Source organism: Streptomyces diversicolor (genome assembly GCF_057537855.1).
This window is the reverse complement of sequence record NZ_BAAJXA010000010.1, coordinates 98987-123937: the sequence shown is the minus strand read 5'-3', so window position 1 is coordinate 123937 and position 24951 is coordinate 98987. Positions and strand designations below refer to the sequence as shown.

19 protein-coding genes are annotated in these 24951 nt (G+C 71.6%); 13 read left to right on the top strand and 6 right to left on the bottom strand.

Annotation, left to right across the window (positions count from 1 at the left end):
- Positions 1-297: 297 nt before the first annotated feature.
- Positions 298-1017, bottom strand: a complete 720-nt coding sequence (locus AC27LF_RS14215) for an SDR family oxidoreductase (protein ID WP_479662154.1) — start codon at positions 1015-1017, stop codon at positions 298-300.
- Between the two features lie 151 nt (positions 1018-1168).
- Between AC27LF_RS14215 and AC27LF_RS14210 the strand changes: the two genes are divergently transcribed.
- Positions 1169-1984: a LysR family transcriptional regulator gene (locus AC27LF_RS14210; protein WP_479662153.1), complete on the top strand. Its 816-nt coding sequence runs from the start codon at positions 1169-1171 to the stop codon at positions 1982-1984.
- Positions 1985-2078: 94 nt separating this feature from the next.
- Here the strand turns inward: AC27LF_RS14210 and fdhD are convergent, their stop codons facing one another.
- The 5 genes from fdhD to AC27LF_RS14185 are packed head-to-tail and all read right to left on the bottom strand — an operon-like array spanning position 2079 to position 8595.
- On the bottom strand, positions 2079-2966 hold the full coding sequence (fdhD, locus tag AC27LF_RS14205; protein ID WP_479662215.1) for a formate dehydrogenase accessory sulfurtransferase FdhD: 888 nt from the start codon (positions 2964-2966) through the stop codon (positions 2079-2081).
- A gap of 7 nt (positions 2967-2973) precedes the next feature.
- On the bottom strand, positions 2974-3834 hold the full coding sequence (locus AC27LF_RS14200; RefSeq protein WP_479662216.1) for a 2Fe-2S iron-sulfur cluster-binding protein: 861 nt from the start codon (positions 3832-3834) through the stop codon (positions 2974-2976).
- The gene (locus AC27LF_RS14195; protein ID WP_479662217.1) at positions 3831-5663 is read right to left on the bottom strand and encodes an NADH-ubiquinone oxidoreductase-F iron-sulfur binding region domain-containing protein; all 1833 of its coding nucleotides are present in this window, start codon (positions 5661-5663) and stop codon (positions 3831-3833) included. Before AC27LF_RS14195 ends, AC27LF_RS14200 begins: the two co-directional genes overlap by 4 nt.
- Before the next feature lie 44 nt (positions 5664-5707).
- Positions 5708-7627 (bottom strand): molybdopterin oxidoreductase family protein, encoded by a 1920-nt coding sequence (locus AC27LF_RS14190; protein WP_479662218.1) that lies wholly within the window; start codon positions 7625-7627, stop codon positions 5708-5710.
- On the bottom strand, positions 7624-8595 hold the full coding sequence (locus AC27LF_RS14185; protein WP_479662219.1) for a 2-dehydropantoate 2-reductase: 972 nt from the start codon (positions 8593-8595) through the stop codon (positions 7624-7626). The genes AC27LF_RS14190 and AC27LF_RS14185 overlap by 4 nt, the downstream gene beginning before the upstream one ends.
- A gap of 284 nt (positions 8596-8879) precedes the next feature.
- Between AC27LF_RS14185 and AC27LF_RS14180 the strand changes: the two genes are divergently transcribed.
- The 12 genes from AC27LF_RS14180 (at position 8880) to AC27LF_RS14125 (ending at position 24893) form a co-directional block, all read left to right on the top strand.
- Positions 8880-10214, top strand: coding sequence for an OFA family MFS transporter (locus AC27LF_RS14180; RefSeq protein ID WP_479662220.1), 1335 nt, complete (start codon positions 8880-8882; stop codon positions 10212-10214).
- On the top strand, positions 10189-10317 hold the full coding sequence (locus AC27LF_RS14175; protein WP_351740054.1) for an MFS transporter small subunit: 129 nt from the start codon (positions 10189-10191) through the stop codon (positions 10315-10317). The genes AC27LF_RS14180 and AC27LF_RS14175 overlap by 26 nt, the downstream gene beginning before the upstream one ends.
- Before the next feature lie 138 nt (positions 10318-10455).
- Positions 10456-11403 (top strand): beta-ketoacyl-ACP synthase III, encoded by a 948-nt coding sequence (locus tag AC27LF_RS14170; RefSeq protein ID WP_479662221.1) that lies wholly within the window; start codon positions 10456-10458, stop codon positions 11401-11403.
- Positions 11404-11577: 174 nt separating this feature from the next.
- Positions 11578-12255, top strand: coding sequence for a GntR family transcriptional regulator (locus tag AC27LF_RS14165; protein ID WP_479662222.1), 678 nt, complete (start codon positions 11578-11580; stop codon positions 12253-12255).
- Positions 12256-13251: 996 nt separating this feature from the next.
- Complete coding sequence (locus AC27LF_RS14160) at positions 13252-14433, top strand: ROK family protein (protein WP_479662223.1); 1182 nt, start codon at positions 13252-13254, stop codon at positions 14431-14433.
- A gap of 186 nt (positions 14434-14619) precedes the next feature.
- On the top strand, positions 14620-16137 hold the full coding sequence (locus tag AC27LF_RS14155) for a sugar ABC transporter ATP-binding protein (RefSeq protein WP_479662224.1): 1518 nt from the start codon (positions 14620-14622) through the stop codon (positions 16135-16137).
- Positions 16134-17153, top strand: coding sequence for an ABC transporter permease (locus AC27LF_RS14150; RefSeq protein ID WP_479662225.1), 1020 nt, complete (start codon positions 16134-16136; stop codon positions 17151-17153). Before AC27LF_RS14155 ends, AC27LF_RS14150 begins: the two co-directional genes overlap by 4 nt.
- A 17-nt stretch (positions 17154-17170) precedes the next feature.
- Entirely contained in the window at positions 17171-18211 is a 1041-nt protein-coding gene (locus AC27LF_RS14145) for a substrate-binding domain-containing protein (protein WP_479662226.1), read from the top strand.
- Positions 18212-18291: 80 nt separating this feature from the next.
- Positions 18292-19500, top strand: a complete 1209-nt coding sequence (locus tag AC27LF_RS14140; protein WP_479662227.1) for a Gfo/Idh/MocA family protein — start codon at positions 18292-18294, stop codon at positions 19498-19500.
- Between the two features lie 13 nt (positions 19501-19513).
- The gene (locus tag AC27LF_RS14135) at positions 19514-20512 is read left to right on the top strand and encodes a sugar phosphate isomerase/epimerase family protein (RefSeq protein ID WP_479662228.1); all 999 of its coding nucleotides are present in this window, start codon (positions 19514-19516) and stop codon (positions 20510-20512) included.
- 538 nt (positions 20513-21050) lie between these two features.
- A complete protein-coding gene (locus AC27LF_RS14130) occupies positions 21051-23552 on the top strand; it encodes a PQQ-dependent sugar dehydrogenase (RefSeq protein WP_479662387.1) in 2502 nt (833 codons plus the stop codon).
- A gap of 12 nt (positions 23553-23564) precedes the next feature.
- Positions 23565-24893, top strand: a complete 1329-nt coding sequence (locus AC27LF_RS14125) for a ThuA domain-containing protein (protein WP_479662386.1) — start codon at positions 23565-23567, stop codon at positions 24891-24893.
- Positions 24894-24951: the final 58 nt, after the last annotated feature.

The following is a 24951-nucleotide window of genomic DNA, read 5'->3' as shown; positions in this document are numbered from 1 at the left end:
CGGGTTATTCGGACATCCGGACATCCGACGTCCAATGTCCGTATCTCAGACGTTAGTTGGGGCTTGCGGCGGCTCACAAGCACGGTGTCGCCCATTCGGGGGGCGGGGTTGACGTGGGGGTGGCCGTGCCGTGGTTGTCTGCGGCGGAGTTGTGGCTGGTTGCGCAGTTCCCCGCGCCCCTTTGGGGGGTGGTGTCGCGTCGTGGTTGTCTGCGGGGGTGTTGTGGCTGGTCGCGCAGTTCCCCGCGCCCCTGGGGGGCTGGCCGCGGCGTTCCCCGCGCCGCTTTGGGGCCGGGGGTCAGACCAGGAGGGCGCCGCCGTCGACGGTTACCACCGAGCCGGTGCTGTAGCCGCCGCGCATCAGGTACAGGTATGCCTCGGCCACGTCCTGTGGGGTGCCCACCCGGCCCACGGGCAGCGTGGCGGCGCTCGACTCGAACAGCCCGGCGCGGTCCTCCTCGGACATCTCCCGCCACAGGTCGGTGCGCACCACGCCCGGGGAGACCGCGTTCACCCGCAGCGGGGCCAGCTCCAGGGCCAGCGCCCGGGTCAGCGACTCCATCGCGCCGCACAGGCTCGCAGCGACACTGGTGCCCGGCAGCGGCCGGCGGCCCGCCGTCCCGGTGGTCAGCACCACGGAACCGCCCTCGCGGATCACGGGCGCCGCGTACTTGACGGCCGCGTACACGCCCCACAGCCGGGTGTCGAGGAACCGCCTGGCCTGGGCCAGGTCCGACTCCGCGACGCCCACCATGAGCAGGGACTCCCCGGCCGTGAAGACCAGATGGTCGAAGGCGCCGATCCGCTCGAAGAAGGCGCGCACCGCCGTCTCGTCCGTCGCGTCGAGCGGCTGTCCCTCGGCGCCGGCCGGCAGCCGCCGCAGCGCGGCGTCCACGCTCTCCTGCCGCCGGGAGGCGACCACCACGGCGGCCCCGTCCCGCGCCGCGATCTCGGCGACCGCGAAGCCGATGCCCGACGTGCCCCCGACGACCACGACCCGCTGTCCTCGCAGACTCATACCCCTGTCCCTTTCCGCCGTTCTTCCGTTCGCCTACGTGCCGGTCCGACGGGCTCCAGCCTCCGCCCGCGGGCCCCTCGCCGTCCAAGACCTCTTCCGCGCGTGGCGATACTCTGAGGGCATCGCCACCGCGACGGCGGAAGGGACGGCCATGGACCTCGACCTGCGGAAGGTCCGCTACTTCACGGCGGTCGCCGAACAACTGCACTTCGGGCGGGCGGCCGAGCGCCTGCACATCACCCAGCCCGTGCTGAGCCGCCAGATCCGGGCCCTGGAGAAGGACCTGGACGCCACCCTCTTCGAGCGGGACAGCCACGAAGTGACCCTCACCCCGGCGGGCCGCCAACTCCTCGACGACGCCCGGCAGTTGCTGGCCGCAGCGGGCGCCACCCGGCGCCGGGTGCGGCGGGCGGCGCGCGGACCGCGGCGGCTGGTCGTGGGCTTCCGGGCGGGCGTGGTGGTCACTCCCGTGCTGCGCGCCTTCGGCGCCGCCCACCCCGATGTGGCGGCGCACGCCCGCCGCGTCGAATGGGACGACCAGGAACGGCTGCTCCTGGACGGCACGGTCGACCTGGCCTATGTGCGCCGGCCCATCCACGAGCGGGGTCTCACCCTGCTGCCGCTGTTCACCGAGGACCGGGTGGCGATGCTGCCCGCGCGGCACCGGCTCGCCGGCAAGCGTGACCTCGCCCTCGCCGACCTGGCGGGGGAGCGGTGGCTGCGCTACGCCGACCCGCTCCCCGACGACGTGCCGATCCGCACCGTCGAGGAGAAGTTCGAGTGCGTGGCGGCGGGCACCGGCATCACCCTGGTGCCGGCGTCGGTCGCCGAGCACTACTCCCGGCCCGACATCGTGTATGTGCCCGTGCGCGACGCCGAGCCGGACCAGGTGTTCCTCGCCTGGGCGGCGAGCCAGCGCTCACCGCTGATCGCCGAGTTCGCCCGGACGGCGCGCGAGCGCGGCTGAGGCGAACGGGCGGCGGGGCACGGCGGGGCCCCTGCGGCGCAGGGGGCGCTCCCCGCCGGTCGGGGCCCCGCCGCCGTGTCGCGGGGAGACGGCGTCAGCCCTGGGCGGTCGCGGCCCGCAGGGCGACGCGGTCCTGCCCCGCGTACACGTTCATGGAGCTGCCCCGCAGGAAGCCCACCAGGGTCAGTCCCGTCTCGACGGCCAGGTCCACCGCCAGCGACGACGGCGCCGAGACCGCGGCCAGCACCGGGATGCCCGCCATCACGGCCTTCTGGGCCAGCTCGAAGGAGGCGCGGCCGGAGACCAGCAGGAGCGAACGGGACAGCGGCAGGGAACCGCTCTGCAGCGCGCGGCCGACCAGTTTGTCGACCGCGTTGTGCCGGCCCACGTCCTCCCGTACGTCCAGCAGCTCCCCGTCCTCGGCGAACAGGGCCGCCGCGTGCAGCCCCCCGGTCCGGTCGAACACCCGCTGGGCGGCGCGCAGCCGGTCGGGGAGGCTCGCCAGCAGTTCGGGGTCCACCCGGACCGGGGGAGTGTCGGCTATCGGCCAGCGGGCCGTCGTACGCACCGCGTCCAGGCTGGCCTTGCCGCACAGCCCGCACGACGAGGTGGTGTACACATTCCGTTCCAGCGTGATGTCGGGCAGTACGACGCCCGGCGCGGTCTTCACGTCCACCACGTTGTAGGTGTTCGCGCCTCCCCCAAGTCCTCGACTGCGCTCGGACAGGGAGGTGCCCCCATCCGTCGCGCCCGCGCAGTACACGATGTTCTGCAGGTCCGCGGCGTCGGCCAGGACGCCCTCGCTGACCAGGAACCCGGCGGCCAGCGCGAAGTCGTCGCCGGGCGTGCGCATGGTGATGGCGAGGGACTTGCCGTTGAGTCTGATCTCCAGCGGCTCCTCGGCGACGAGCGTGTCCGGCCGGCTCGTGACCGCCCCGTCGCGGATCCGGATCACCTTGCGTCGTTCCGTGACTCGTCCCATGTCCCGATCAGCCCCGGTTCTGTACGTGCTGGTAGCCGAAACGGCCCTTGATACAGAGGTTGCCATGAGTCACCGGGTTGTCGTGCGGTGAGGTGACCTTCACGATCTCATTGTCCTGCACGTGCAGGGTCAGATTGCAGCCTACTCCGCAGTAGGCGCACACCGTCGTCGTCTCGGTCTGCGCCGACTCGTCCCAGGTGCCCGCCGCGCGCATGTCGAACTCCGACTTGAAGGACAGCGCCCCCGTCGGACACACCTCGATGCAGTTTCCGCAGTACACACAGGCCGATTCGGTGAGCGGGGCGTCGTGCTCGACCGCGATCCGGGCGTCGAAGCCGCGCCCGGCGACCGAGATCGCGAAGGTGTTCTGCCACTGGTCGCCGCACGCGTCCACGCACTTGTAGCACAGGATGCACTTGTCGTAGTCGCGCACATACAGCTCGTTGTCGATCTTCGGTTCCTCGTTCAGGCGGGCCGCGTCCGGGCCGAAGCGGTCCGGTTCCGCCTCGTACTCCTTGATCCACTCCGCGGCCCGCGCCGTGGTGGACAGATCGACCGAGGACGCGAGCAGTTCCAGGACGATCTTGCGGCTGTGCCGGGCGCGCTCGGTGTCCGTGTGCACCACCATGCCCGGCTCGGCCCTGCGCGAGCAGGCCGGCACCAGGGTGCGCGAGCCCTCGACCTCGACCACGCACACCCGGCAGGCGTTCTTGGGCCGCAGTGTGTCGCCCTGGCACAGGGTCGGGATGTCCTTCCCGGCGGCCCGGCAGGCGTCCAGGACGGTCGAGCCCTCCGGCACCCGCACCGGCGCGCCGTCGACGGTGAACTCCAGCAGCCGGCGGGGGATCCCCAGCGGTGTGACGGTCATTCGTACGCCCCCAGACGGTCGATGGCGGATTCCACGGCGTTCCACGCGGTCTGTCCCAGACCGCAGATCGAGGCGTCCCGCATCGCGCGGCCCACCTCGCGCAGCAGGGCGATGTCACCGGCGGCGTCGGCGCCCGTGCGCGCCACGATCCGGTGCAGTGCCTCCTCCTGCCGGACGGTCCCGACCCGGCAGGGCACACACTGCCCGCAGGACTCGTCGCGGAAGAACTCGGCGATGCGCAGCAGCAGGCGGGGCAGCGGCACCGTGTCGTCGAAGGCCAGCACGACCCCGGAGCCGAGGGTGGTGCCCGCCTGACGTGTGCCCTCGAAGGTGAGCGGGATGCCGAGTTCGTCGGGCCGTACGAAGCCGCCCGCCGCCCCGCCGAGCAGCACCGCGCGCAGCCCGTCACGCACCCCCGCGAGCGCCAGCAGCTCGCCGAGCGTCGCCCCGAACGGCAGCTCGTACACGCCGGGCCGCGCCACGCTTCCCGACACACAGAACAGCTTCGGGCCGGTGGACGTGCCCGTGCCGATCGCCGCGTACGCCGGGGCGCCCATGGTCAGGATCGGCAGGACGTTGACCAGGGTCTCCACGTTGTTCTCGACGGTCGGCCTGCCGAACAGGCCCTTCTCCACCGGGAACGGCGGCTTGGAGCGCGGCTCGCCGCGAAAGCCCTCGATCGAGTTGAACAGGGCCGTCTCCTCGCCGCAGATGTACGCGCCCGCGCCGCGGCGGATCTCGATGTCGAAGGCGAAGCCCTGGCCGAGGACGTCGTCGCCGAGGAAGCCGCGCGCACGGGCCTGGGCGACGGCGTGCTCCAGCCGGGCGAGCGCGCGCGGGTACTCGCCGCGCAGATACAGGAAGCCGCGGGACGCGCCGATCGCGTACGCGGCGATCGTCATCGCCTCGATCAGCGCGTACGGATCGCCCTCCATGAGCACCCGGTCCTTGAAGGTGCCCGGCTCGGACTCGTCCGCGTTGCACACCAGGTAGTGCGGCCGGTCGGGCTGGGACGCCGTGGCCTGCCACTTGCGGCCCGTCGGGAAGGCGGCGCCGCCGCGCCCGACCAGACCGGAGTCGGCGACCTCGCGGATCACCCCGGCGGGCCCGAGCGCGAAGGCCCGGCGCAGCGCGGCGTAGCCGCCGTGGGCGCGGTAGTCGTCGAGGGACGCCGGGTCGACCACGCCGACGCGGCGCAGCAGCACCAGCGCCGGGTCGCCCGCCTGCGGGACCGCGAGCGCGGCGGGCGGCTCCTTCGGCGCCGAGTCGGGGGCGGTCGCGGCGAGGACGGCCGCCGGCACGTTCGTGGGCGCCGACACCGCCGTACGCACCGGGTCACCGGCGCGGATCGTCAGGGCGGCCGGTGCCCGCTCGCACAGCCCGAGGCACGGGGAGCGCTCGACGCTCACCCCGCTGCCCGGTCCGAGTCCGGAGGCGATCCGCGCGCACATCTCCTCGGCGCCGGCGGCGGTGCAGGCCAGGTCGGTGCAGACGTGGAGCACGGTCGCCGGGCGGGGCCGCACGGAGAACAGGGCGTAGAAGGTGGCGACGCCGTATGCCTCGGCCGGCGGGACCGTCAGCCGCCGGCACAGGTAGTCGAGGGCGCCGTCGCTGATCCAGCCGATCCGGTCGTTGATCGCGTGCAGCCCCGGCAACAGCAGGTCACGGCGTTCACGGGCCTCGCGCCCGCCGCGCGCCCACCTCAGGTCCTCGGTCCTCGTCTCGTCCCGGTCCGCGCCCTCCCAGGAGGACTCAGGGGGGCCGAGCAGGGCGTCGACGGCCGCCCGTTCCTCGTCCGTCGGCTTGCCGTCGCCGAAGTGCAGATCCACCAGGTCACCTCACTTGGACATGTCGCGTGGGTCGAGCGGTGCGGTCAGCCGACGGTCGTGGTGAGCGGCAGCTTCTCGACGCGGATCGCCGACGCCTTGAACTCCGCCGTCCCCGCGATCGGGCAATTGGCCTCGATCGTCAGCTGGTTGGTGTCCACCTCGTCGGGGAAGTGCATAGTCATGAACGCGAGCCCGGGGCGCAGGGCGGTGTCGATCCACACGGGTGCCACGACCGAGCCGCGCCGCGAGGTCACCCGGACCTCCTCACCGGCCATGACCCCGTAGCGCTCGGCGTCCTCCGGGCACAGCTCGACGTACTCGCCACGACGCAGCGGTGAGGCGAAACCACCGCTCTGCACACCCGTGTTGTACGAGTCGAGCCGCCGTCCGGTGGTGAGCCGGATCGGGTACTCCTCGTCGGTCAGATCGACCGGCGGATCGTGCCGTACGAGCCCGAAGGGCGCGAGCCGTCCCCGCTTCACCGGGTCCGACTCCCACAACCGGCCGTGGAGATAAGGCGGTTCGAGCCGGTCGGTGCTCCGGCACGGCCACTGGATGCCCTGGTGTTCGGTCAGCCGCTCGTACGTCATCCCGTAGTGGTCCGGCGAGAGGGACCTCAGCTCGTTCCAGACGGCCTCGGCGTCGGCGTACTTCCAGTGGTGGCCGAGCCGCCCGGCCAGCTCGCAGAGGATGTCGATGTCCTCGCGCGCCTCACCGGGCGGGGTGACGGCCCGGCGCACCCGCTGCACCCGCCGCTCGCTGTTGGTGGTCGTGCCGTCGGTCTCCGCCCAGCCGGCCGTCGCGGGCAGCACCACGTCCGCCAGTTCGGCCGTCCGCGTCAGGAAGATGTCCTGCACGACCAGGAAGTCCAGCTCCTTCATCCGCCGTACGGCCTGCTCGCTGTCCGCCTCCGACTGGGCCGGGTTCTCGCCGATGCAGTAGACGGCCCGCAGCGTGCCCTCCTCCATCGCCTCGAACATCTCCGTCAGATTGAGCCCGTAGTGCGGCTGGATGACGGTGTCCCACGCCGACTCGAACTTCAGCCGGACACCGGGGTCGAGGAGGTCCTGGAACCCCGGCAGCCGGTTGGGGATGGCGCCCATGTCGCCGCCGCCCTGCACGTTGTTCTGGCCGCGCAGCGGCTGCAGGCCCGCACCCCAGCGGCCGACCTGGCCGGTGAGCAGGGACAGGTTGATCAGCGCGCGGACGTTGTCGGTGCCGTTGTGGTGCTCGGTGATGCCGAGGGTCCAGCACAGCTGGGCGCGCTCGGCGCGGGCGTAGGCGTGCGCCACCTCCCGTATCGCGCGGGCCGGTACGCCGGTCACCTTCTCCGCGAGCGACAGCGTCCAGGGCTCCACGAGCGCCCGGTACTCGTCGAAGCCGGAGGTCGCCCGCGCGATGAACGTCTCGTTGACGAGCCCCGCGTGGATGATCTCGCGGCCGATCGCGTGCGCCATCGGGATGTCCGTGCCGACGTTGAGGCCGAGCCAGCTCTCCGCCCACTCGGCGGTGGAGGTGCGGCGCGGGTCGACCGCGTACATCCGGGCGCCGTTCCTGATGCCCTTCAGCACGTGCTGGAAGAAGATCGGGTGCGCGAAACGGGCGTTGGAGCCCCACATCACGATGACGTCGGTGTGCTCGATCTCCTCGTACGAGGACGTCCCGCCGCCCGAGCCGAACGCGGCCGACAGGCCGGCCACGCTCGGGGCGTGACAGGTGCGGTTGCACGAGTCGACGTTGTTGGTGCCCATCACCACGCGGGCGAACTTCTGTGCCACGTAGTTCATTTCGTTGGTCGCCCGGGCGCAGGAGAACATGCCGAAGGCGCCCTGGTTGCGTCGCAGCCCGTCGGCGGTGCGCTCCAGCGCCTCCTCCCAGCTCGCCCGCCGGAAGGGCTCGTCGCGCCGGTCGCGGACCAGCGGGTGGGTGAGCCGGGTGTAGGTCTTCGGTTGCCGTTTCCTCATGCAGCGCTCCTCAGCGCGAGCAGGTCCGAGATGGCGTGCACGGTGCGCAGGGTGGGCACCTGGACGCCGGTGATTCCGGCCAGTTCGACGACGGCGGCGAGCAGGACGTCGAGTTCCAGCGGCTTGCCGCGCTCCAGGTCCTGGAGTGTGGAGGTGCGGTGGTCGCCGACCCGTTCCGCGCCCGCGAGCCGCCGCTCGATGGAGACCCCGACCTCGCAGCCGAGGGATTCGGCGACCAGGAGGGTCTCGCGCATCATGATCTCGATGACCCGGCGGGTGCCGCCGTGCAGGCACATCTGCCGCATCGTGGCCCGGGCCAGGGCGCTGATCGGGTTGAACGAGATGTTGCCGAGCAGCTTGAGCCAGATGTCGTTGCGCAGTTCAGGCTCGACGGGGCACTTCAGGCCGCCGGCCCGCATGGCCTCGCTGAAGCCCGTACAGCGCGCCGAGACGCTGCGGTCGGGTTCGCCGACCGAGAACCGGGTGCCTTCCAAGTGCCGTACCACGCCCGGGGCTTGGAGTTCCGTGGCGGCGTACACGACGCAGCCGACGGCCCGTTCGGGCGCGAGCACCGCACTGACCGCGCCGCCGGGGTCCACGCTCTCGACGCGGTGGCCGTCGTGCGGGCCGCCGTGGCGGTGGAAGTACCACCAGGGGATGCCGTTCTGGGCCGCCACCACGGCCGTCCGCTCGTGCAGCAGCGGTTCGATCAGCGGCCCGCACGCCGCGTACGCGTTGGCCTTCAGGCCCAGGAAGACATAGTCGACGGGGCCGACCTCGGCCGGGTCGTCGGTGGCGTGGGCGTGCGCGGTGAAGTCGCCGCGCGGGCTGAGCACCCGTACTCCGTGCCGCCTCATGGCCGCCAGATGCGGTCCACGGGCGATGAGATGCACATCGGCGCCGGCGCGGTGGAGCGCGGCACCGACGTAGGCGCCGATCGCACCGGCGCCGAGAACTGCGACTTTCACGGGGAACGCTCCGTTCGGTTTGAGGGATACCGCGGAGGTGGGGGTGGTGTGCAGTGACGAGGAGAGAGGAGGAGTGACGATGAGAGAGGAGGAGTGACGAGGGGAGATGCGGAGTGATGCGGAGTGCTGGGGGACGATTCTCGTCGACGAAATATTGTCTACAGTATGGGAAGGGGGGCGACAAGGGGCCCGACGACCGTTCATCGCATGTCGCATACCGCTCATCGCATACGGTCGACCCCACGCCTTCTCAACCGCCCCGCGCCTCCCTATGGTTCGCGATCATGAGTCCCCCACTCGCACCGCCGGGGTGGAGCCGCTGGCTCGTCCCGCCCGCCGCGCTCTCCGTCCACCTCTCCATCGGCCAGGCCTACGCCTGGAGCGTGTTCAAGCCGTCCCTGGAATCCGCGCTCCACCTCGACGGCACCCGGAGCGCGCTGCCCTTCCAGCTCGCGATCGTGATGCTCGGGCTGTCGGCCGCGTTCGGCGGCACCCTCGTCGAACGCAACGGGCCGCGCTGGGCGATGACCGTGGCCCTCGGCTGCTTCTCCTCCGGCTTCCTGATCTCCGCCCTCGGCGCGTGGAGCGAGCAGTACTGGCTGATCGTCCTCGGCTACGGCTTCGTCGGCGGCATCGGCCTGGGCATCGGCTACATCTCGCCCGTCTCCACCCTGATCAAGTGGTTCCCGGACCGGCCCGGCATGGCCACCGGCATCGCCATCATGGGCTTCGGCGGCGGCGCGCTGATCGCCTCACCCTGGTCGGCGCAGATGCTGGAGTCCTTCGGCACCGGTCCCTCGGGGATCGCTCTCGCCTTCCTCGTGCACGGGCTGGCGTACGCGGTGTTCATGGCGCTCGGTGTGTTCCTCGTCCGGGTGCCCCGCGGCACGGACCGCGCCACGGCGGCCGGCGGGACGGGCGCCACCGAGGGCGTCCAGGTGTCGGCCCGCAGCGCCGTGCGCACCCCGCAGTTCTGGTGCCTGTGGGTCGTGCTGTGCACGAACGTGACCGCCGGCATCGGCATCCTGGAGAAGGCCGCGCCGATGATCACGGACTTCTTCGCGGACTCCAGCACGCCCGTCACGGCCTCCGCCGCGGCCGGGTTCGTCGCGCTGCTGTCCGCGGCCAACATGGCGGGCCGCATCGGCTGGTCCTCCACCTCCGACCTGATCGGACGCAAGAACATCTACCGCGTCTACCTGGGCGTCGGCGCGCTGATGTACCTGACGATCGCCCTGTTCGGGGACTCCGCGAAACCGCTGTTCGTGGTGTGTGCGCTGGTGATCCTCTCCTTCTACGGCGGCGGATTCGCGACCGTCCCCGCCTATCTGAAGGACCTGTTCGGCACCTACCAGGTGGGCGCCATCCACGGCAGGCTGCTCACCGCCTGGTCCACCGCCGGCGTGCTCGGCCCGCTGATCGTCAACTGGATCGCCGACCGGCAGGAGGAGGCAGGCAAACACGGCTCGTCCCTGTACGGTCTGTCCTTCGCCATCATGATCGGGCTGCTGCTCGTCGGCTTCGTCGCCAACGAACTCGTCCGCCCCGTCCACGCCCGCCACCACGTGCCCGCGCCGCCGAAGGAGGCCGCCGATGTCCGGCGAGAGCAGTCCGCCTAGCCGCCGTGGCCTGATCGCCTTCGCCTGGGTGTGGGTGGGTGCGCCCCTCGGCTACGGGCTGTACGAACTGGTCCAGAAGGCGACGCAGTTGTTCACGGGATGATGGCCGGGGCGTCCGGGGTCCTGACGGAAGCCGACAACACGGGCGCCCGAATCCTGTGGCCTTACCTGCCGACATACCGGCGAGTCACTGAACACACTGGTGAATCCCGCTGCCCGTGCCCACAAGGGGGGACCCCAGATGAACGGTTCACGCATCGCCGCCGTCGGCCACTACCAGCCCGCCAAGGTGCTCACCAACGAGGACCTGGCGGGCCTGGTCGACACCAGTGACGAGTGGATCCGGTCCCGGGTGGGCATCAGAACCCGGCACATCGCCGGGCCCGAGGAACCGGTGGACGAACTGGCCGCGCAGGCCGCCGCCAAGGCGCTCGCCGCGGCCGGCCTCACCGCCGACGCCATCGACCTGGTCGTGGTCGCCACCTCCACCGCCGTCGACCGCTCCCCGAACACCGCCGCCCGGGTCGCCGCACGGCTCGGCATTCCACGGCCCGCCGCCCTGGACCTCAACGTGGTGTGCGCCGGCTTCACCCATGCGCTGGCCACCGCCGACCACACCCTCCGCGCGGGCGCCGCGAGCCGGGCGCTGGTCATCGGCGCCGACAAGATGTCCGAGGTGACCGACTGGACCGACCGCACCACCTGCGTCCTGGTCGGCGACGGGGCGGGGGCCGCGGTCGTCGAGGCGTGCGCCCCCGGCGAGGAGCCCGGGATCGGGCCGGTGCTGTGGGGCTCCGTGCCGGAGATGGGGCACGCCGTGCGGATCGAGGGCACGCCGCCGCGGTTCGCCCAGGAGGGCCAGAGCGTCTACCGCTGGGCGACCACCCAGCTGCCGCCCCTGGCCCGCCGCGCCTGCGAGAAGGCCGGGCTCGCCCCGGAGGACCTGGCCGCGGTCGTGCTGCACCAGGCCAACCTGCGCATCATCGAACCCCTCGCGGAGAAGATCGGCGCGGTGCGAGCCGTGGTCGCCCGGGACGTCACGGAGTCCGGCAACACCTCCGCCGCCAGCATCCCGCTGGCCCTGTCCAAGCTCGTCGAGCGGGGCGAGGTGGGTGCCGGTGACCCGGTGCTGCTGTTCGGCTTCGGCGGCAACCTGTCGTACGCCGGACAGGTCGTGCGGTGCCCCTGAGGCGCGCCGCGAGCCGGTGCGGGCGGTCGCCGGCCGCGATGTGACGCGGTCGACCGCCGGTCCCCCTGGCATCGGTGCGCCGTAGACTGTAGACGAAAGACAATCGATACTGGGCTCGGAGCGCGCACGAGCCGTCGTCCGCCGTGCACGGCCCTGCCCAGGAGGGGGACCGCGATGTTGTCGACCGGACTGCCACAGGGGGCCGTGCCCAAGCTCGAACGGCCCGGCCCGCTGCGCGACCGGGTCTACGAGGCGCTGCTCGAACTCATCACCACGCGCGCGCTGCAGCCCGGCCAGCACCTCGTCGAGAGCGAACTCGCCGGCCATCTCGGGGTGTCCCGGCAGCCCGTGCGGGAGGCGTTGCAGCGGTTGAACACCGAGGGCTGGGTCGATCTGCGGCCGGCCCAGGGGGCGTTCGTGCACGAGCCGACCCAGGACGAGGCCGATCAACTGCTCACCGTGCGGACGCTGCTGGAGGCGGAGGCGGCGCGGCTCGCCGCGGCGAACGCGGGCAGCGCGGGGATCGCGGCGCTCAAGGAACTGTGCGCGCAGGGGGAGAAGGCCGTCGCCGCGGACGACGTGGACGGCGCGGTGGCGCTGAACGCGGCCTTCCACGCCAAGATCATGGAGCTGGCGGGCAACGCGGTCCTCGCGGAGCTGGCCGGGCAGGTCGACCGGCGGGTGCGCTGGTACTACACGCCGGTGGCCCGCCGGCGCGGCCGGCAGTCCTGGGTGGAGCACCGCGCCCTGATCGCGGCGGTGGCCGACCGCGACGAACAACGCGCGACGCAACTGATGCGCGAACACACAGAACACACCCGCCACTCCTACCACGACCACCCAACCCCCTGACCACCGGGCGGCGCCCGCGCAGGGTCCGGGCGATGCGGGCTGCGGGTGGGGCCGGGTGCGTGCGGGGGCGCGTCCACGCAACGCCCTGAAGGGGCGCGGGGAACCGCGCGAGCAACGACGACGACGCCGCGGCCGGGAGACGACCGGTCACGGACGGCACGTCCGCACCCGCACCGGCTGCGGGCCGTGGTGGCTGTGCCCGGGCGGGCGGGTTTGTTCGCTCGGTTGAGGGCGGGTTGGGCGTCCGGGGGCGGCGAGTCCCGTGTGCGGGTGTGGTGTGCGCCTGCCCCTTGTCCGGGCGGGCGAGACTGTTCGGCCGACCCGAGGCGGGGCCGGTGTGTGGGGCGCGTCCGTGTGCGGGCGCGCTGTACCCGGGAGGATGGCGGCCTGATTGCCTGCCGCCTGCCGCCTGCCGCCTGCCGCCTGCCGCCTGCCGCCTGCCGCCTGCCGGTCGCGCGGGCGGGGTGGGCGGGGTGGGCTGGGGTGGCCTTGGCCGGTTGGGCCGGCGCTGCGGCGGGGCCCCGGCCATGCGTCGACGACGGCTCCTGGCGTCGGCTGGTCCCGGGGGGCCCGGCTGATCGGGGCGAAGCCCGGCTTGAGGATGGGGCCTCGTGGTTCGGTGGGTTGGGGCCGTGGGGCTGGTGGGAGTCGAACGGGTCGGTCCCGGGGCGGTCGACCCGGCCTGAGCGGACCGACCGCTGGTGCCGTGGGGCCCGGAGCCGGGGCATGGCGGGGCGCGGCCCTGCGCGGAGTGCGGTCGTGGGCGGGCTTGAGTCTGGTGGGGTGCGGGTGTCTGCGGGTGAGGGTATTTGTGGGGATTGCTTTGGGTTTTTCGCGGTTCTCTCGCCGGAGGCGGGGCGGCTTTGTCCTGTGAGAGGAGAAAGTTCGCAGGAATCCGTGCACAGCTTCTTCCCAGCTACGGCGGTGACTGCTACGTTCCCCTCGAAAGACACACCCGGATGGCCGAATTGAGGCGGGGAGGGGCACGTGAGACGCATGACCGCACGACCCGCGAACGCCCATCAGGCCAGACTGCTCAAGCTGTTGCGCGACGGAGGACCCAACTCCCGAGCGCAGCTGGGTGACCAGATCGACCTCTCGCGGTCCAAGCTGGCCGTGGAGGTGGACCGGCTCCTGGAGACCGGCCTTGCGGTCGCCGACGGCCTCGCCGCCTCCCGCGGCGGACGCCGGTCCCACAACATCCGGCTCGCCCCGAACCTCCGGTTCCTCGGCGTCGACATCGGCGCGACCTCGGTCGACGTCGCCGTCACCAACGCCGAACTGGAGGTGCTGGGACACCTCAACCAGCCCATGGACGTACGCGAGGGCCCCGTCGCGGTCTTCGAGCAAGTCCTCGCCATGGCAGCGAAGTTGAGGGCCTCGGGGCTCGCGGAGGGCTTCGACGGCGCCGGTATCGGCGTCCCGGGACCCGTCCGCTTCCCCGAGGGCGTCCCGGTCGCACCGCCGATCATGCCGGGCTGGGACGGCTTCCCGGTACGGGAGGCGCTCAGCCAGGAACTCGGCTGCCCGGTCATGGTCGACAACGACGTGAACCTGATGGCGATGGGGGAGCGGCACGCGGGCGTCGCGCGTTCCGTGGGCGACTTCCTCTGCGTCAAGATCGGTACCGGTATCGGTTGCGGCATCGTCGCCGGCGGTGAGGTCCACCGCGGGGTGACGGGCAGCGCGGGCGACATCGGGCACATCCAGGCGGTGCCCGACGGCCGGCCGTGCGCCTGTGGCAACCGGGGCTGCCTGGAAGCCCACTTCAGCGGGGCCGCACTCGCCCGCGACGCACTGGAAGCGGCCCAGCAGGGCCTGTCGGCGGAACTCGCGGCGCGGCTCGCGGCGAACGGCACCCTGACGGGTGTCGACGTCGCCGCCGCTGCCGCCGCGGGCGACGCCATCGCGCTCGGCCTGATCCGCGAGGGCGGCAACCACGTCGGTCAGGTCATCGCCGGACTCGTCTCCTTCTTCAACCCCGGCCTGGTGGTGATCGGCGGTGGGGTGACCGGCCTCGGCCACACCCTGCTCGCCGCGATCCGCACCCAGGTCTACCGCCAGTCACTGCCGCTGGCCACCGGCAACCTGCCCATCGTCCTGGGGGAGTTGGGCCAGAACGCCGGAGTCATCGGCGCGGCCCGCCTGATCAGCGACCACCTGTTCTCACCCGCGTAGCCGACTCCCGCACCACCCTCTTCCGCGCACCACCCTCCTTCGCGTACCACCCTCCTGTCCGCACACCTTCTTCCGTGCACCACCCGGCACGGCGCCCCGCGCCGCCCTGCCCCGCTCCCGCACGCCTGCGCACGCAGGTGACCCCGCCCTGACTTAGGCCCCGCACGCCCGCCGAGGGGAACCCACATGGCACCAGAACCACCGCTGCTCAGCATGTCCGGCATCACCAAGTCGTTCCCCGGCGTACGGGCCCTCGACGGCGTCGACCTCGACGTCCAGGCCGGTGAGGTGCACTGCCTGCTCGGCCAGAACGGGGCCGGCAAATCCACCCTGATCAAGGTGCTCGCGGGCGCCCACCAGCCGGACAGCGGCACCATCAACTGGCGCGGCGAGGCGGTCACGCTGCGCTCGCCCATCGCTGCCATGCGCCTCGGCATCGCCACCATCTACCAGGAACTCGACCTGGTGGAGCACCTGTCGGTGGCCGAGAACGTCCACCTCGGCCATGAGCCGACCGCCGCCGGATTCGTCGTACGCCAAAGGGCCGCGCGCGCCTCGGCGGCCCAGCTCCTCAAGCGACTGGGCCATCCGGAGATCGACCCGGCCCGGCTCGTCGGTGAACTGTCCGCCGCCCAGCAGCAGATCGTCTCCATGGCCCGGGCGCTCTCCCACGACGTACGGCTCATCGTCATGGACGAGCCGTCCGCCGCCCTCGACCCGGACGAGGTGGACAACCTGTTCCGCATCGTCGCCGCCCTGACCGCGGACGGCGTGGCGGTCGTCTACATCTCGCACCGCCTGGAGGAGATCCGGCGCATCGGCGACCGGGTGACGGTACTCAAGGACGGGCGCGCGGTCGCGGGCGGACTGCCCGCGAAGACGACGCCGACCCGGGACGTCGTGGCGCTGATGACGGGGCGCAACGTCGAGTACGTCTTCCCCGAGCGGTCCGCCGCCGCGCCCGCCGGCGCCCCGGTCCTGGAGGTCCGGGGGCTGTCCCGGGCGGGCGAGTTCGCACCGCTCGACCTCACCGTCAGGGCCGGGGAGATCGTCGGTCTCGCCGGGCTCGTCGGCTCGGGCCGCTCCGAGGTGCTGGAGACCATCTACGGCGCCCGCAAGCCCAGTTCCGGCCAAGTCCTCGTGGACGGCAGCCCGTTGCGGCCCGGCAGCGTACGCTCCGCGGTGCGCGCCGGACTCGGCCTCGCCCCGGAGGAACGCAAGGCGCAGGCCCTGCTCATGCAGGAGTCCGTCACCCGGAACGTGTCCGTCTCCACCCTCTCCCGCTTCTCGCGCGGCGGCTGGCTCGACCGGCGCGCCGAACTGGGCGCGGCCCGCGCGGCGACCCGCGAACTGTCGCTGCGCCCCGACAACCCCTCCGTACCCGTGCGCACCCTCTCCGGTGGAAACCAGCAGAAGGCCGTCCTGGCCCGCTGGCTGCTGCGCGGCTGCCGTGTGCTGCTGCTCGACGAGCCGACCCGCGGCGTCGACGTCGGCGCCCGCGCCGAACTGTACGCGGTGGTGCGCCGGCTGGCCGACGAAGGGCTCGCCGTGCTGCTCGTGTCCAGCGAGGTCCCCGAAGTGCTGGGGCTCTCCGACCGCGTGCTGGTGCTGCGCGAGGGCCACGTCGTACACGAGGCACCCGCCCGCGAACTGGACGAACACCGCGTACTCGACCTCGTCATGGAAGGAAGCCCGGCGTCATGACGCAGCACGCCTCCCCGCCGCGGGGCAGCACCGACAAGGTGCAGCCGATCGGCCCCCTGCCCGCCTGGCGCTCCCTCGTGGCCCGCGCCGACGTCCGCACCCTCTCGCTGCTCGGCGTGCTGCTCGCGCTCGTCGTGGTCGGCGGCATCACCAAACCGGACGAGTTCCTGGACACCCGCAACCTCCAACTGGTCCTCACCCAGGCGTCGGTGATCGGCGTGGTCACGGTCGGCATGACCTTCGTCATCACCTCGGGCGGCATCGACCTGTCGGTCGGCGCGATCGTCGCCCTCGCCTCGGTGTGGGCGACGACGGTGGCCACCCAGGACTTCGGCTTCGCCGGCATCCTGTTCACCGCGGTACTCGTCGGCGTGGGCTGCGGACTGGTCAACGGCGTACTGGTCGCCTACGGCGGCATGGTCCCGTTCATCGCCACCCTCGCCATGCTGGCCTCGGCGCGCGGCCTCGCCCTGCAGATCACCGACGGCAAGACGCAGATCGTGACCGTCGACGGCATCCTCAAGCTCGGCGAGCGCGACTCCTATGTGCTCGGCATCCCGCCGCTCGTGCTGGTCTTCGCGGTCGTGACGATCATCGGCTGGCTCGTGCTCAACCGGACCACCTTCGGCCGCCGCACGGTCGCCGTCGGCGGCAACGCGGAGGCCGCCCGGCTCGCCGGCATCGACGTACGCCGCCAGCGGCTCTACCTGTACCTGCTGTCCGGACTGTGCTGCGGCATCGCCGCCTTCCTGCTGATCATCCTGTCCGGCTCGGGCCAGAACACCAACGGCAACCTGTACGAACTCGACGCCATCGCGGCCGCGATCATCGGCGGAACCCTGCTCAGCGGGGGCCGCGGCACCATCACCGGCTCCGTGCTCGGTGTCCTGATCTTCACCACGATCACCAACATCTTCGCCCTGAACAACCTGCAGAGCGACGTCCAGCAGATCGCCAAGGGCGCGATCATCGTGGCCGCCGTGCTGGTCCAGCGCCGTACCGCGAGCACGACCTGAGGAAAGGGTTCACCGCCATGTCACAGCTCACCAGCCGCAGAGGACTGCTCTTCGGGACCGCCGCGGTCTCCGCCGGGGCCCTGCTCACCGCTTGCACCAGCAACGAGAGCAAGGACGAGAAGCCCGCGGCGAACGACCAGCCGGCCGCCGACGACAAGCCCGGCAAGCAGGTCACCATCGGATTCGCCGGCCCCCAGGCCGACCACGGCTGGCTCAACGCGATCAACGAGAACGCCAAGAGCCGCGCCAAGAAGTACTCGGACGTCACCCTGGAGATCACCGAGGGCTCCAACGACACCGCCGCGCAGATCGGCCAGATCGAGACCTTGATCAACAAGAAGGTCGACGTGCTGGTGATCCTGCCCGCCGACGGCAAGGCCCTCACCCAGGTCGGGCTGAAGGCGATGCGCGCCGGCATCCCGGTGATCAACCTGGACCGGATCTTCAACACCCCGCAGGCCTACCGCTGCTGGATCGGCGGCGACAACTACGGCATGGGCTTCAACGCGGGCAGCTACATCGGCGAGAAGCTGAAGGGCAAGGCGGACGCCCGCGTCGTGGAACTGGCCGGCATCGACAACCTGGAGCTGACCAAGCAGCGCACCCAGGGCTTCGACGACGCGCTCAAGAACTACCCGAACATCAAGAAGGTCGCCCGCCAGGCGGCCGACTTCACCGTCGAGTCGGGACAGGCCAAGATGTCCCAGCTGCTCCAGGCCCAGTCGAAGATCGACGCCGTCTGGAACCACGACGACGACCAGGGTGTGGGCGCGCTGCGCGCCATCGAGCAGGCCGGACGCGACGAGTTCCTGATGGTCGGCGGGGCCGGGGCGCTCTCCGCCTTCCAGGCGATCAAGCAGGACAACGGCGTGCTGAAGGCGACCGTGCTCTACCCGCCGACCATGGCGGCCTCGGCGATCGACCTGGCGCGCGCCCTCGGACAGAGCAAGGGCATCGGTGGTCTCGCCGAGTACGAGATCCCGTCGTCGATCACGCTGTACTCGGCCGTCGTCGACAAGGACAACATCGACCAGTACATGTCCACGGGCTTCCGCTGACCGGTTCCACCCCGCACCCCCCACGGCGCCACCGCGGCGTCGGACACGACGAGGACGACGAGGACCAGGAGGACTTCCGTATGGGACAGCCGCAGCAGACGGACGGGCCGGAGGCAGCACAGCCACCGATCCGCGTCGGCATGGTCGGATACGCCTTCATGGGCGCCGCCCACTCCCAGGGCTGGCGCACCGTGGGCCGGGTCTTCGACCTGCCCCGACGGCCGGTCCTGGCCGCGATCTGCGGACGGGACGGCGCCGCGGTCCGGGCGGCGGCGGACCGGCACGGCTGGGCGGCGGCCGAGACCGACTGGCGTGCGCTGATCGCCAGGGACGACGTCGACCTCGTCGACATCTGCACCCCCGGGGACAGTCACGCCGAGATCGCCCTCGCCGCCCTGGCCGCCGGCAAGCACGTGCTGTGCGAGAAGCCCCTCGCCAACACCGTGGCGGAGGCCACCGCGATGACCCGCGCGGCCGAAGAGGCCGGCGCCCGCGGGCAGGTGGCGATGGTCGGCTTCAACTACCGGCGGCTGCCCGCCACCGCGCTCGCCCGGCGCATGGTCGCCGAGGGCCGGATCGGCACCCTGCGGCACGTGAGGGTCAGCTACCTCCAGGACTGGCTGGTCGACCCGGAGTTCCCGCTCACCTGGCGGCTGCGCAAGGAACAGGCGGGATCCGGCTCGCTCGGCGACCTCGGCGCGCACATCGTCGACCTCGCCCAGTACCTTGCGGGCGAACGGCTGGCCGGGGTCTCCGCGCTCACCGAGACCTTCGTACGGCAGCGGCCGCTGCCCGGCGGCCCGAGCAGCGGCCTGGCCGCGGCAGCGGCCGACGGCACCGGAGAGGTCACCGTCGACGACGCCGCTCTGTTCACCGGACGCTTCCCCTCCGGCGCGCTGGCCTCCTTCGAGGCCACCCGCTACGCGACCGGACGCAAGAACGCGCTGCGCATCGAACTCAACGGCGAGCGCGGCTCGCTCGCCTTCGACCTGGAGCGGCTGAACGAGCTGTCGTACCACGACGGCACCGAACCCGGGACGCACGCCGGCTTCCGCCGCATCCTGGTCACCGAACCCGACCACCCCTACCTGGAGGGCTGGTGGCCACCGGGCCACGGCCTCGGCTACGAGCACACCTTCGTCCACCAGGCACGCGACCTGCTGCTCGCCATCGCCGAGGGCAGCGCACCCGAACCCTCCTTCGCCGACGGACTACAGGTCCAGCGCGTGCTCGCCGCGGTGGAGGAGAGCGCCGAGAAGAACTCCGTCTACACGCCCATCGCGGCCTGAGGAGGTACCGCCAATGCCGCGCAGTTTCACGCTCTTCACCGGTCAGTGGGCCGACCTTCCCCTGGAGGAGGTCTGCCGCCTGGCCCGCGACTTCGGCTACGACGGACTCGAACTCGCCTGCTGGGGCGACCACTTCGAGGTCGACAAGGCCCTCGCCGACCCCTCCTACGTGAAGTCCAGGCACCAACTCCTCGACAAGTACGGCCTCAAGTGCTGGGCCATCTCCAACCACCTGGTCGGACAGGCCGTCTGCGACGCCATCATCGACGAGCGGCACGAGGCCATCCTGCCCGCCCGGATCTGGGGCGACGGCGAGGCGGAGGGCGTACGCCGGCGGGCCGCCGCCGAGATCGCCGACACCGCGCGCGCCGCGGCGGCCTTCGGCGTCGACACCGTCATCGGTTTCACCGGCTCCGCCATCTGGCACCTGGTCGCCATGTTCCCGCCCGCGCCCGAGGCGATGATCGACCGGGGCTACCAGGACTTCGCCGACCGCTGGAACCCCGTCCTCGACGTCTTCGACGCGGAGGGCGTGCGGTTCGCGCACGAGGTCCATCCCAGCGAGATCGCCTACGACTACTGGACCACCCAGCGCGCCCTGGCCGCCGTCGACAACCGGCCCGCCTTCGGCCTCAACTTCGACCCCTCCCACTTCGTCTGGCAGGACCTCGACCCGGTCGGCTTCCTGTGGGACTTCCGGGACCGGATCTACCACGTCGACTGCAAGGAGGCCCGCAAGCGCCTCGACGGCCGCAACGGCCGCCTCGGCTCCCACCTGCCCTGGGGCGACCCGCGCCGCGGCTGGGACTTCGTGTCCGCCGGGCACGGCGACGTGCCCTGGGAGGACGTCTTCCGGATGCTGCGGTCCATCGACTACCGGGGGCCCGTCTCCGTGGAGTGGGAGGACGCCGGCATGGACCGGCTCCAGGGCGCCCCGGAGGCGCTGGCCCGCCTCAAGGCGTTCGACTTCGAACCGCCTACGGCATCCTTCGACGCGGCGTTCGGCAACTAGGCGCTCCGCTGGATGGGCCGCGCTGTGTCGTCGGTCGTCCGCGGCTCCGTTGTGGCTGGTCGCGCAGTTCCTCGCGCCCCTTGGGGGGCTGGAGGTGATCGGTTGGCTGCGGCGTCCGTTGTGGCTGGTCGCGCAGTTCCTCGCGCCCCTTGGGGGGGCGGGGGTGATCGGTTGGCTGCGGCGTCCGTTGTGGCTGGTCGCGCAGTTCCTCGCGCCCCTTGGGGGGGCGGGGGTGATCGGTTGGCTGCGGCGTCCGTTGTGGCTGGTCGCGCAGTTCCCCGCGCCCCTTGGGGGGCGGGGGTGATCGGTTGGCTGCGGCGTCCGTTGTGGCTGGTCGCGCAGTTCCCCGCGCCCCTTGGGGGGCGGGGGTGATCGGTTGGCTGCGGCGTCCGTTGTGGCTGGTCGCGTAGATCCTCGCGCCCCTTGGGGGGCGCGGGTACCGGTCCATCATCTGTTCCTTCTCTGTTCTTCCGGGATGACGGCGCATCCCGGCGTACCGCACCCGCCCCGTACAACCAGCCCCTTACTGGAGGCATTCGTGCACGGGAACCACCGCACCACCAGTACCCGCAGTAACGAGACCCACAGACGACGCCGATTCCGCAAGGCGGTGGCCCTGCTCAGCGGGGCGCTGCTCGCGGGCGCCACCCTGAGTCTCACCGCCCCGCAGGCCGGCGCAGCCGTCGCCGACCCGGCAGCCGCGGCGGCCGAGGACTTCCAGCAGGTCACCCTCGCCAAGGGGGCGGCGGAGGTCGGCGAGCCGATGTCGCTCGCCGTCCTGCCGAACCGCTCCGTGCTGCACACCTCGCGCGACGGCACGCTGCGCCTCACCGACGCCGCCGGCAACACCAAGATCGCCGGCAAGCTCGACGTCTACTCGCACGACGAGGAGGGCCTGCAGGGCGTCGGCGTCGACCCCGGCTTCAGCGACAACCGCTTCATCTACCTGTACTACGCGCCCCCGCTCAACACCCCGGCGGGCGACGCCCCGGAGACCGGCACGGCCGCCGACTTCGCCCCCTTCGACGGCGTCAACCGGCTCTCCCGGTTCGTCCTGAACCCGGACGGCACGCTCGACAAGGCCAGCGAGAAGCAGATCCTCGACGTCCAGGCGTCCCGCGGCCTGTGCTGCCACGTCGGCGGTGACATCGACTTCGACAAGGACGGCAACCTCTACCTGTCGACCGGCGACGACACCAACCCGTTCCAGTCCGACGGCTTCTCGCCCCTCGACGAGCGGCCGGACCGCAACCCCGCCTTCGACGCCCGCCGTTCCGCCGGCAACACCAACGACCTGCGCGGCAAGATCCTGCGCATCAAGGTGAACGCCGACGGCTCGTACTCCATCCCGGACGGCAACCTCTTCGCGCCCGGCACGCCCAAGACGCGGCCCGAGATCTACGCGATGGGCTTCCGCAACCCGTTCCGCTTCAGCGTCGACAAGGAAACCGGCATCCTCTACGTCGGTGACTACGGACCCGACGCCGGCGCCGCCAACCCCGACCGCGGCCCCTCCGGGCAGGTCGAGTTCGACCGGGTCACCGGCCCCGGCAACTACGGCTGGCCGCTGTGCATCGGCGACAACCAGGCGTACAAGGACTACGACTTCGCCACCAAGACGTCCGGCGCCGCCTTCGACTGCGCCGCACCGAAGAACACCTCGCCGCACAACACCGGCCTGACCGACCTGCCGCCGGCCCAGCCCGCCTGGATCCCGTACGACGGCCCCTCCGTGCCCGAGTTCGGCGACGGATCCGAATCCCCCATGGGCGGACCGGTCTACCACTACGACCCCGCGCTCGACTCGCCCGTGAAGTTCCCGGAGGCCTACGACGGCAACTTCTTCGCCGGTGAGTTCGGCCGCCGCTGGATCAAGCGCATCGTCAGCGACGCGGACGGCACTGTGCAGTCCATCAACCCCGTGCCCTGGACCGGCACCCAGGTGATGGACATGGCCTTCGGACCCGACGGGGCGCTGTACGTCCTCGACTACGGCACCTCCTGGTTCGGCGGCGACGACAACTCCGGCCTGTTCCGCATCGAGAACGCGACCGACGGCCACTCCCCGGTGGCCCAGGCGGCGGCGAGCCGCACCTCGGGACAGGCGCCGGTGAAGGTGACGTTCTCCTCGGCCGGCAGCAGCGACCAGGACGGCGACGCGCTCACCTACAGCTGGGACTTCGGCGACGGCGCCACCGCCACCGGTGCGGGCCCGAGCCACACCTACAAGAAGAACGGCACCTACACGGCCACGGTGACCGCCAAGGACCCGAGCGGACGCACCGGCAGCGCGAGCGTGCAGATCGTCGTCGGCAACACCGCACCCACCGTCACCCTCCAACTCCCGCAGGACGGACAGCTGTTCAGCTTCGGTGACGCCGTACCGTTCAAGGTGAAGGTCACCGACCCCGAGGACGGCAGGACCATCGACTGCTCCAAGGTCACCGTCAACTTCATCCTCGGCCATGACACCCACGGCCACCCGCTGACCTCCGCGAACGGCTGCTCCGGCACCATCCAGACCAGCGCGGACGGCGGCCACGACGAGAACGCCAACATCTTCGGCGTGTTCGACGCCCAGTACACCGACAACGGAGGCGGCGGCCAGGCCGCGCTCACCTCGCACGACCGCAACGTCCTGCAGCCCCGGCACCGCCAGGCCGAGCACTTCGGTGACTCCTCCGGCGTCTCGGTGATCACCAAGGCGAGCGCCCACGGCGGCAAGACGGTCGGCGACATCGACAACGGCGACTGGATCTCCTTCACGCCGTACGTCCTGTCCAACGCCAAGCAGATCACGGCACGTGTGTCCTCCGGCGGGGCGGGCGGCACCCTTGAGGTCCGCGCGGGCTCCCCGACGGGCAAGCTGCTCGGCAAGGCGACCGTGCCGGTGACCGGCGGCTGGGACACCTTCCAGGACGTCACCGCCAAGGTGTCGAAGGCGCCCAAGGGCACCACCACGCTCTACCTGGTCTTCAAGGGGAGCACCGGCAAGGGAGCCCTGTTCGACGTCGACGACTTCGTCTTCACCACGAGCTGAGAGGAGGCCGCGATGCGCTCGACCGGCAGACTGACGACCGCCGTCCTCGGGGCGGCCCTCCTCCTCGGCTGCGTGGCGGGACCCGCCTCGTCGCACCCGGCACAGGACAAGCGGGTGCTGGTCTTCTCCAAGACCGCCGGATTCCGGCACGACTCGATCCCCGAAGGGATCGCGGCGGTCAGGGAACTCGGCGCGGACGGCGGATTCGCCGTCGACGCCACCGAGAACGCCGGCGCCTTCACCGCGAAGAACCTGCGGCGCTACGACGCGGTCGTGTTCCTGTCCACGACGGGAGACGTCCTCGACAAGGCCCAGCAGCGGGCCTTCGAGGGCTACATCCGGCAGGGCGGCGGCTATGTGGGTGTGCACGCCGCCGCCGACACCGAGTACGACTGGGCGTTCTACGGCGGCCTGGCCGGCGCCTACTTCCAGTCGCACCCGGCGATCCAGCCGGCCACGGTGGACGTGGAGGACCGCGCCCACCCGGCGACCTCGGACCTGGCACGGACCTGGGAGCGCACGGACGAGTGGTACAACTACCGCTCCAACCCGCGCGAGAGGGCCCGTGTCCTCGCCTCGCTCGACGAGTCGTCGTACACCGGCGGCACCATGAACGGCGACCACCCCATCGCCTGGTGCCAGGACTACCAGGGCGGCCGGGCCTTCTACACCGGCGCCGGCCACACCAAGGAGTCCTACGCCGAACCCGCCTTCCGGCAGCACCTGCTGGGCGGCATCCGCTGGGTCATCGGCGACGCCCAGGCCGACTGCCGCCCGGAGAACGGCTACCGGCCGCTGTTCGACGGCACCTCCCTGGACGGCTGGCGCCAGGCGGGCCCGGGCTCCTTCACCCTGTCCGAGGACGGCACACTGACCTCGACGGGCGGCATGGGGATGCTCTGGTACGCCGACCGGAGCTTCGGGGCGTACTCCCTGAAGCTCGACTGGAAGATGGACGGCGACGACAACTCGGGTGTGTTCGTGGGCTTCCCGCCCTCGGACGACCCGTGGTCGGCCGTGAACAACGGTTATGAGATCCAGATCGACGCCACGGACGCGCCCGAGAAGACCACCGGGTCCGTCTACGGCTTCCAGTCCGCCGACCTGGCCAAGCGCGACCGCGCGCTGAACCCGCCGGGCCAGTGGAACACGTACGAGATCCGGGTGGAGGGCGAGCGCCTGCGCATCTGGCTCAACGGCGTGAAGATCAACGATTTCACCAACACCGATCCGGCCCGGAGCCTGCGCGACGGACATGTCGGCATCCAGAACCACGGAGCCGACGACCAGGTGTCCTTCCGCGACATCCGGATCAAGGAACTGCCCGCCAAGGGCAGGTGAGCGGCGGCGGGCGGGGGACGCCGGACCCCCGCCCGCCGTCTTCGTCCCCGCTGAGCCG

Excerpts from the sequence above, each read along its gene's own strand:
- AC27LF_RS14135 (WP_479662228.1), top strand. The coding sequence starts at position 19,514 with ATGCCGCGCAGTTTCACGCTCTTCACCGGTCAGTGGGCCGACCTTCCC.
- AC27LF_RS14165 (WP_479662222.1), top strand. The coding sequence starts at position 11,578 with ATGTTGTCGACCGGACTGCCACAGGGGGCCGTGCCCAAGCTCGAACGG.
- AC27LF_RS14150 (WP_479662225.1), top strand. The coding sequence starts at position 16,134 with ATGACGCAGCACGCCTCCCCGCCGCGGGGCAGCACCGACAAGGTGCAG.
- AC27LF_RS14200 (WP_479662216.1), bottom strand. The coding sequence starts at position 3,834 with ATGACCGTCACACCGCTGGGGATCCCCCGCCGGCTGCTGGAGTTCACC.
- AC27LF_RS14215 (WP_479662154.1), bottom strand. The coding sequence starts at position 1,017 with ATGAGTCTGCGAGGACAGCGGGTCGTGGTCGTCGGGGGCACGTCGGGC.
- AC27LF_RS14190 (WP_479662218.1), bottom strand. The coding sequence starts at position 7,627 with ATGAGGAAACGGCAACCGAAGACCTACACCCGGCTCACCCACCCGCTG.
- AC27LF_RS14160 (WP_479662223.1), top strand. The coding sequence starts at position 13,252 with ATGACCGCACGACCCGCGAACGCCCATCAGGCCAGACTGCTCAAGCTG.
- AC27LF_RS14145 (WP_479662226.1), top strand. The coding sequence starts at position 17,171 with ATGTCACAGCTCACCAGCCGCAGAGGACTGCTCTTCGGGACCGCCGCG.
- AC27LF_RS14175 (WP_351740054.1), top strand. The coding sequence starts at position 10,189 with ATGTCCGGCGAGAGCAGTCCGCCTAGCCGCCGTGGCCTGATCGCCTTC.
- AC27LF_RS14125 (WP_479662386.1), top strand. The coding sequence starts at position 23,565 with ATGCGCTCGACCGGCAGACTGACGACCGCCGTCCTCGGGGCGGCCCTC.
- AC27LF_RS14180 (WP_479662220.1), top strand. The coding sequence starts at position 8,880 with ATGAGTCCCCCACTCGCACCGCCGGGGTGGAGCCGCTGGCTCGTCCCG.
- AC27LF_RS14210 (WP_479662153.1), top strand. The coding sequence starts at position 1,169 with ATGGACCTCGACCTGCGGAAGGTCCGCTACTTCACGGCGGTCGCCGAA.
- AC27LF_RS14155 (WP_479662224.1), top strand. The coding sequence starts at position 14,620 with ATGGCACCAGAACCACCGCTGCTCAGCATGTCCGGCATCACCAAGTCG.
- AC27LF_RS14140 (WP_479662227.1), top strand. The coding sequence starts at position 18,292 with ATGGGACAGCCGCAGCAGACGGACGGGCCGGAGGCAGCACAGCCACCG.
- fdhD (WP_479662215.1), bottom strand. The coding sequence starts at position 2,966 with ATGGGACGAGTCACGGAACGACGCAAGGTGATCCGGATCCGCGACGGG.
- AC27LF_RS14170 (WP_479662221.1), top strand. The coding sequence starts at position 10,456 with ATGAACGGTTCACGCATCGCCGCCGTCGGCCACTACCAGCCCGCCAAG.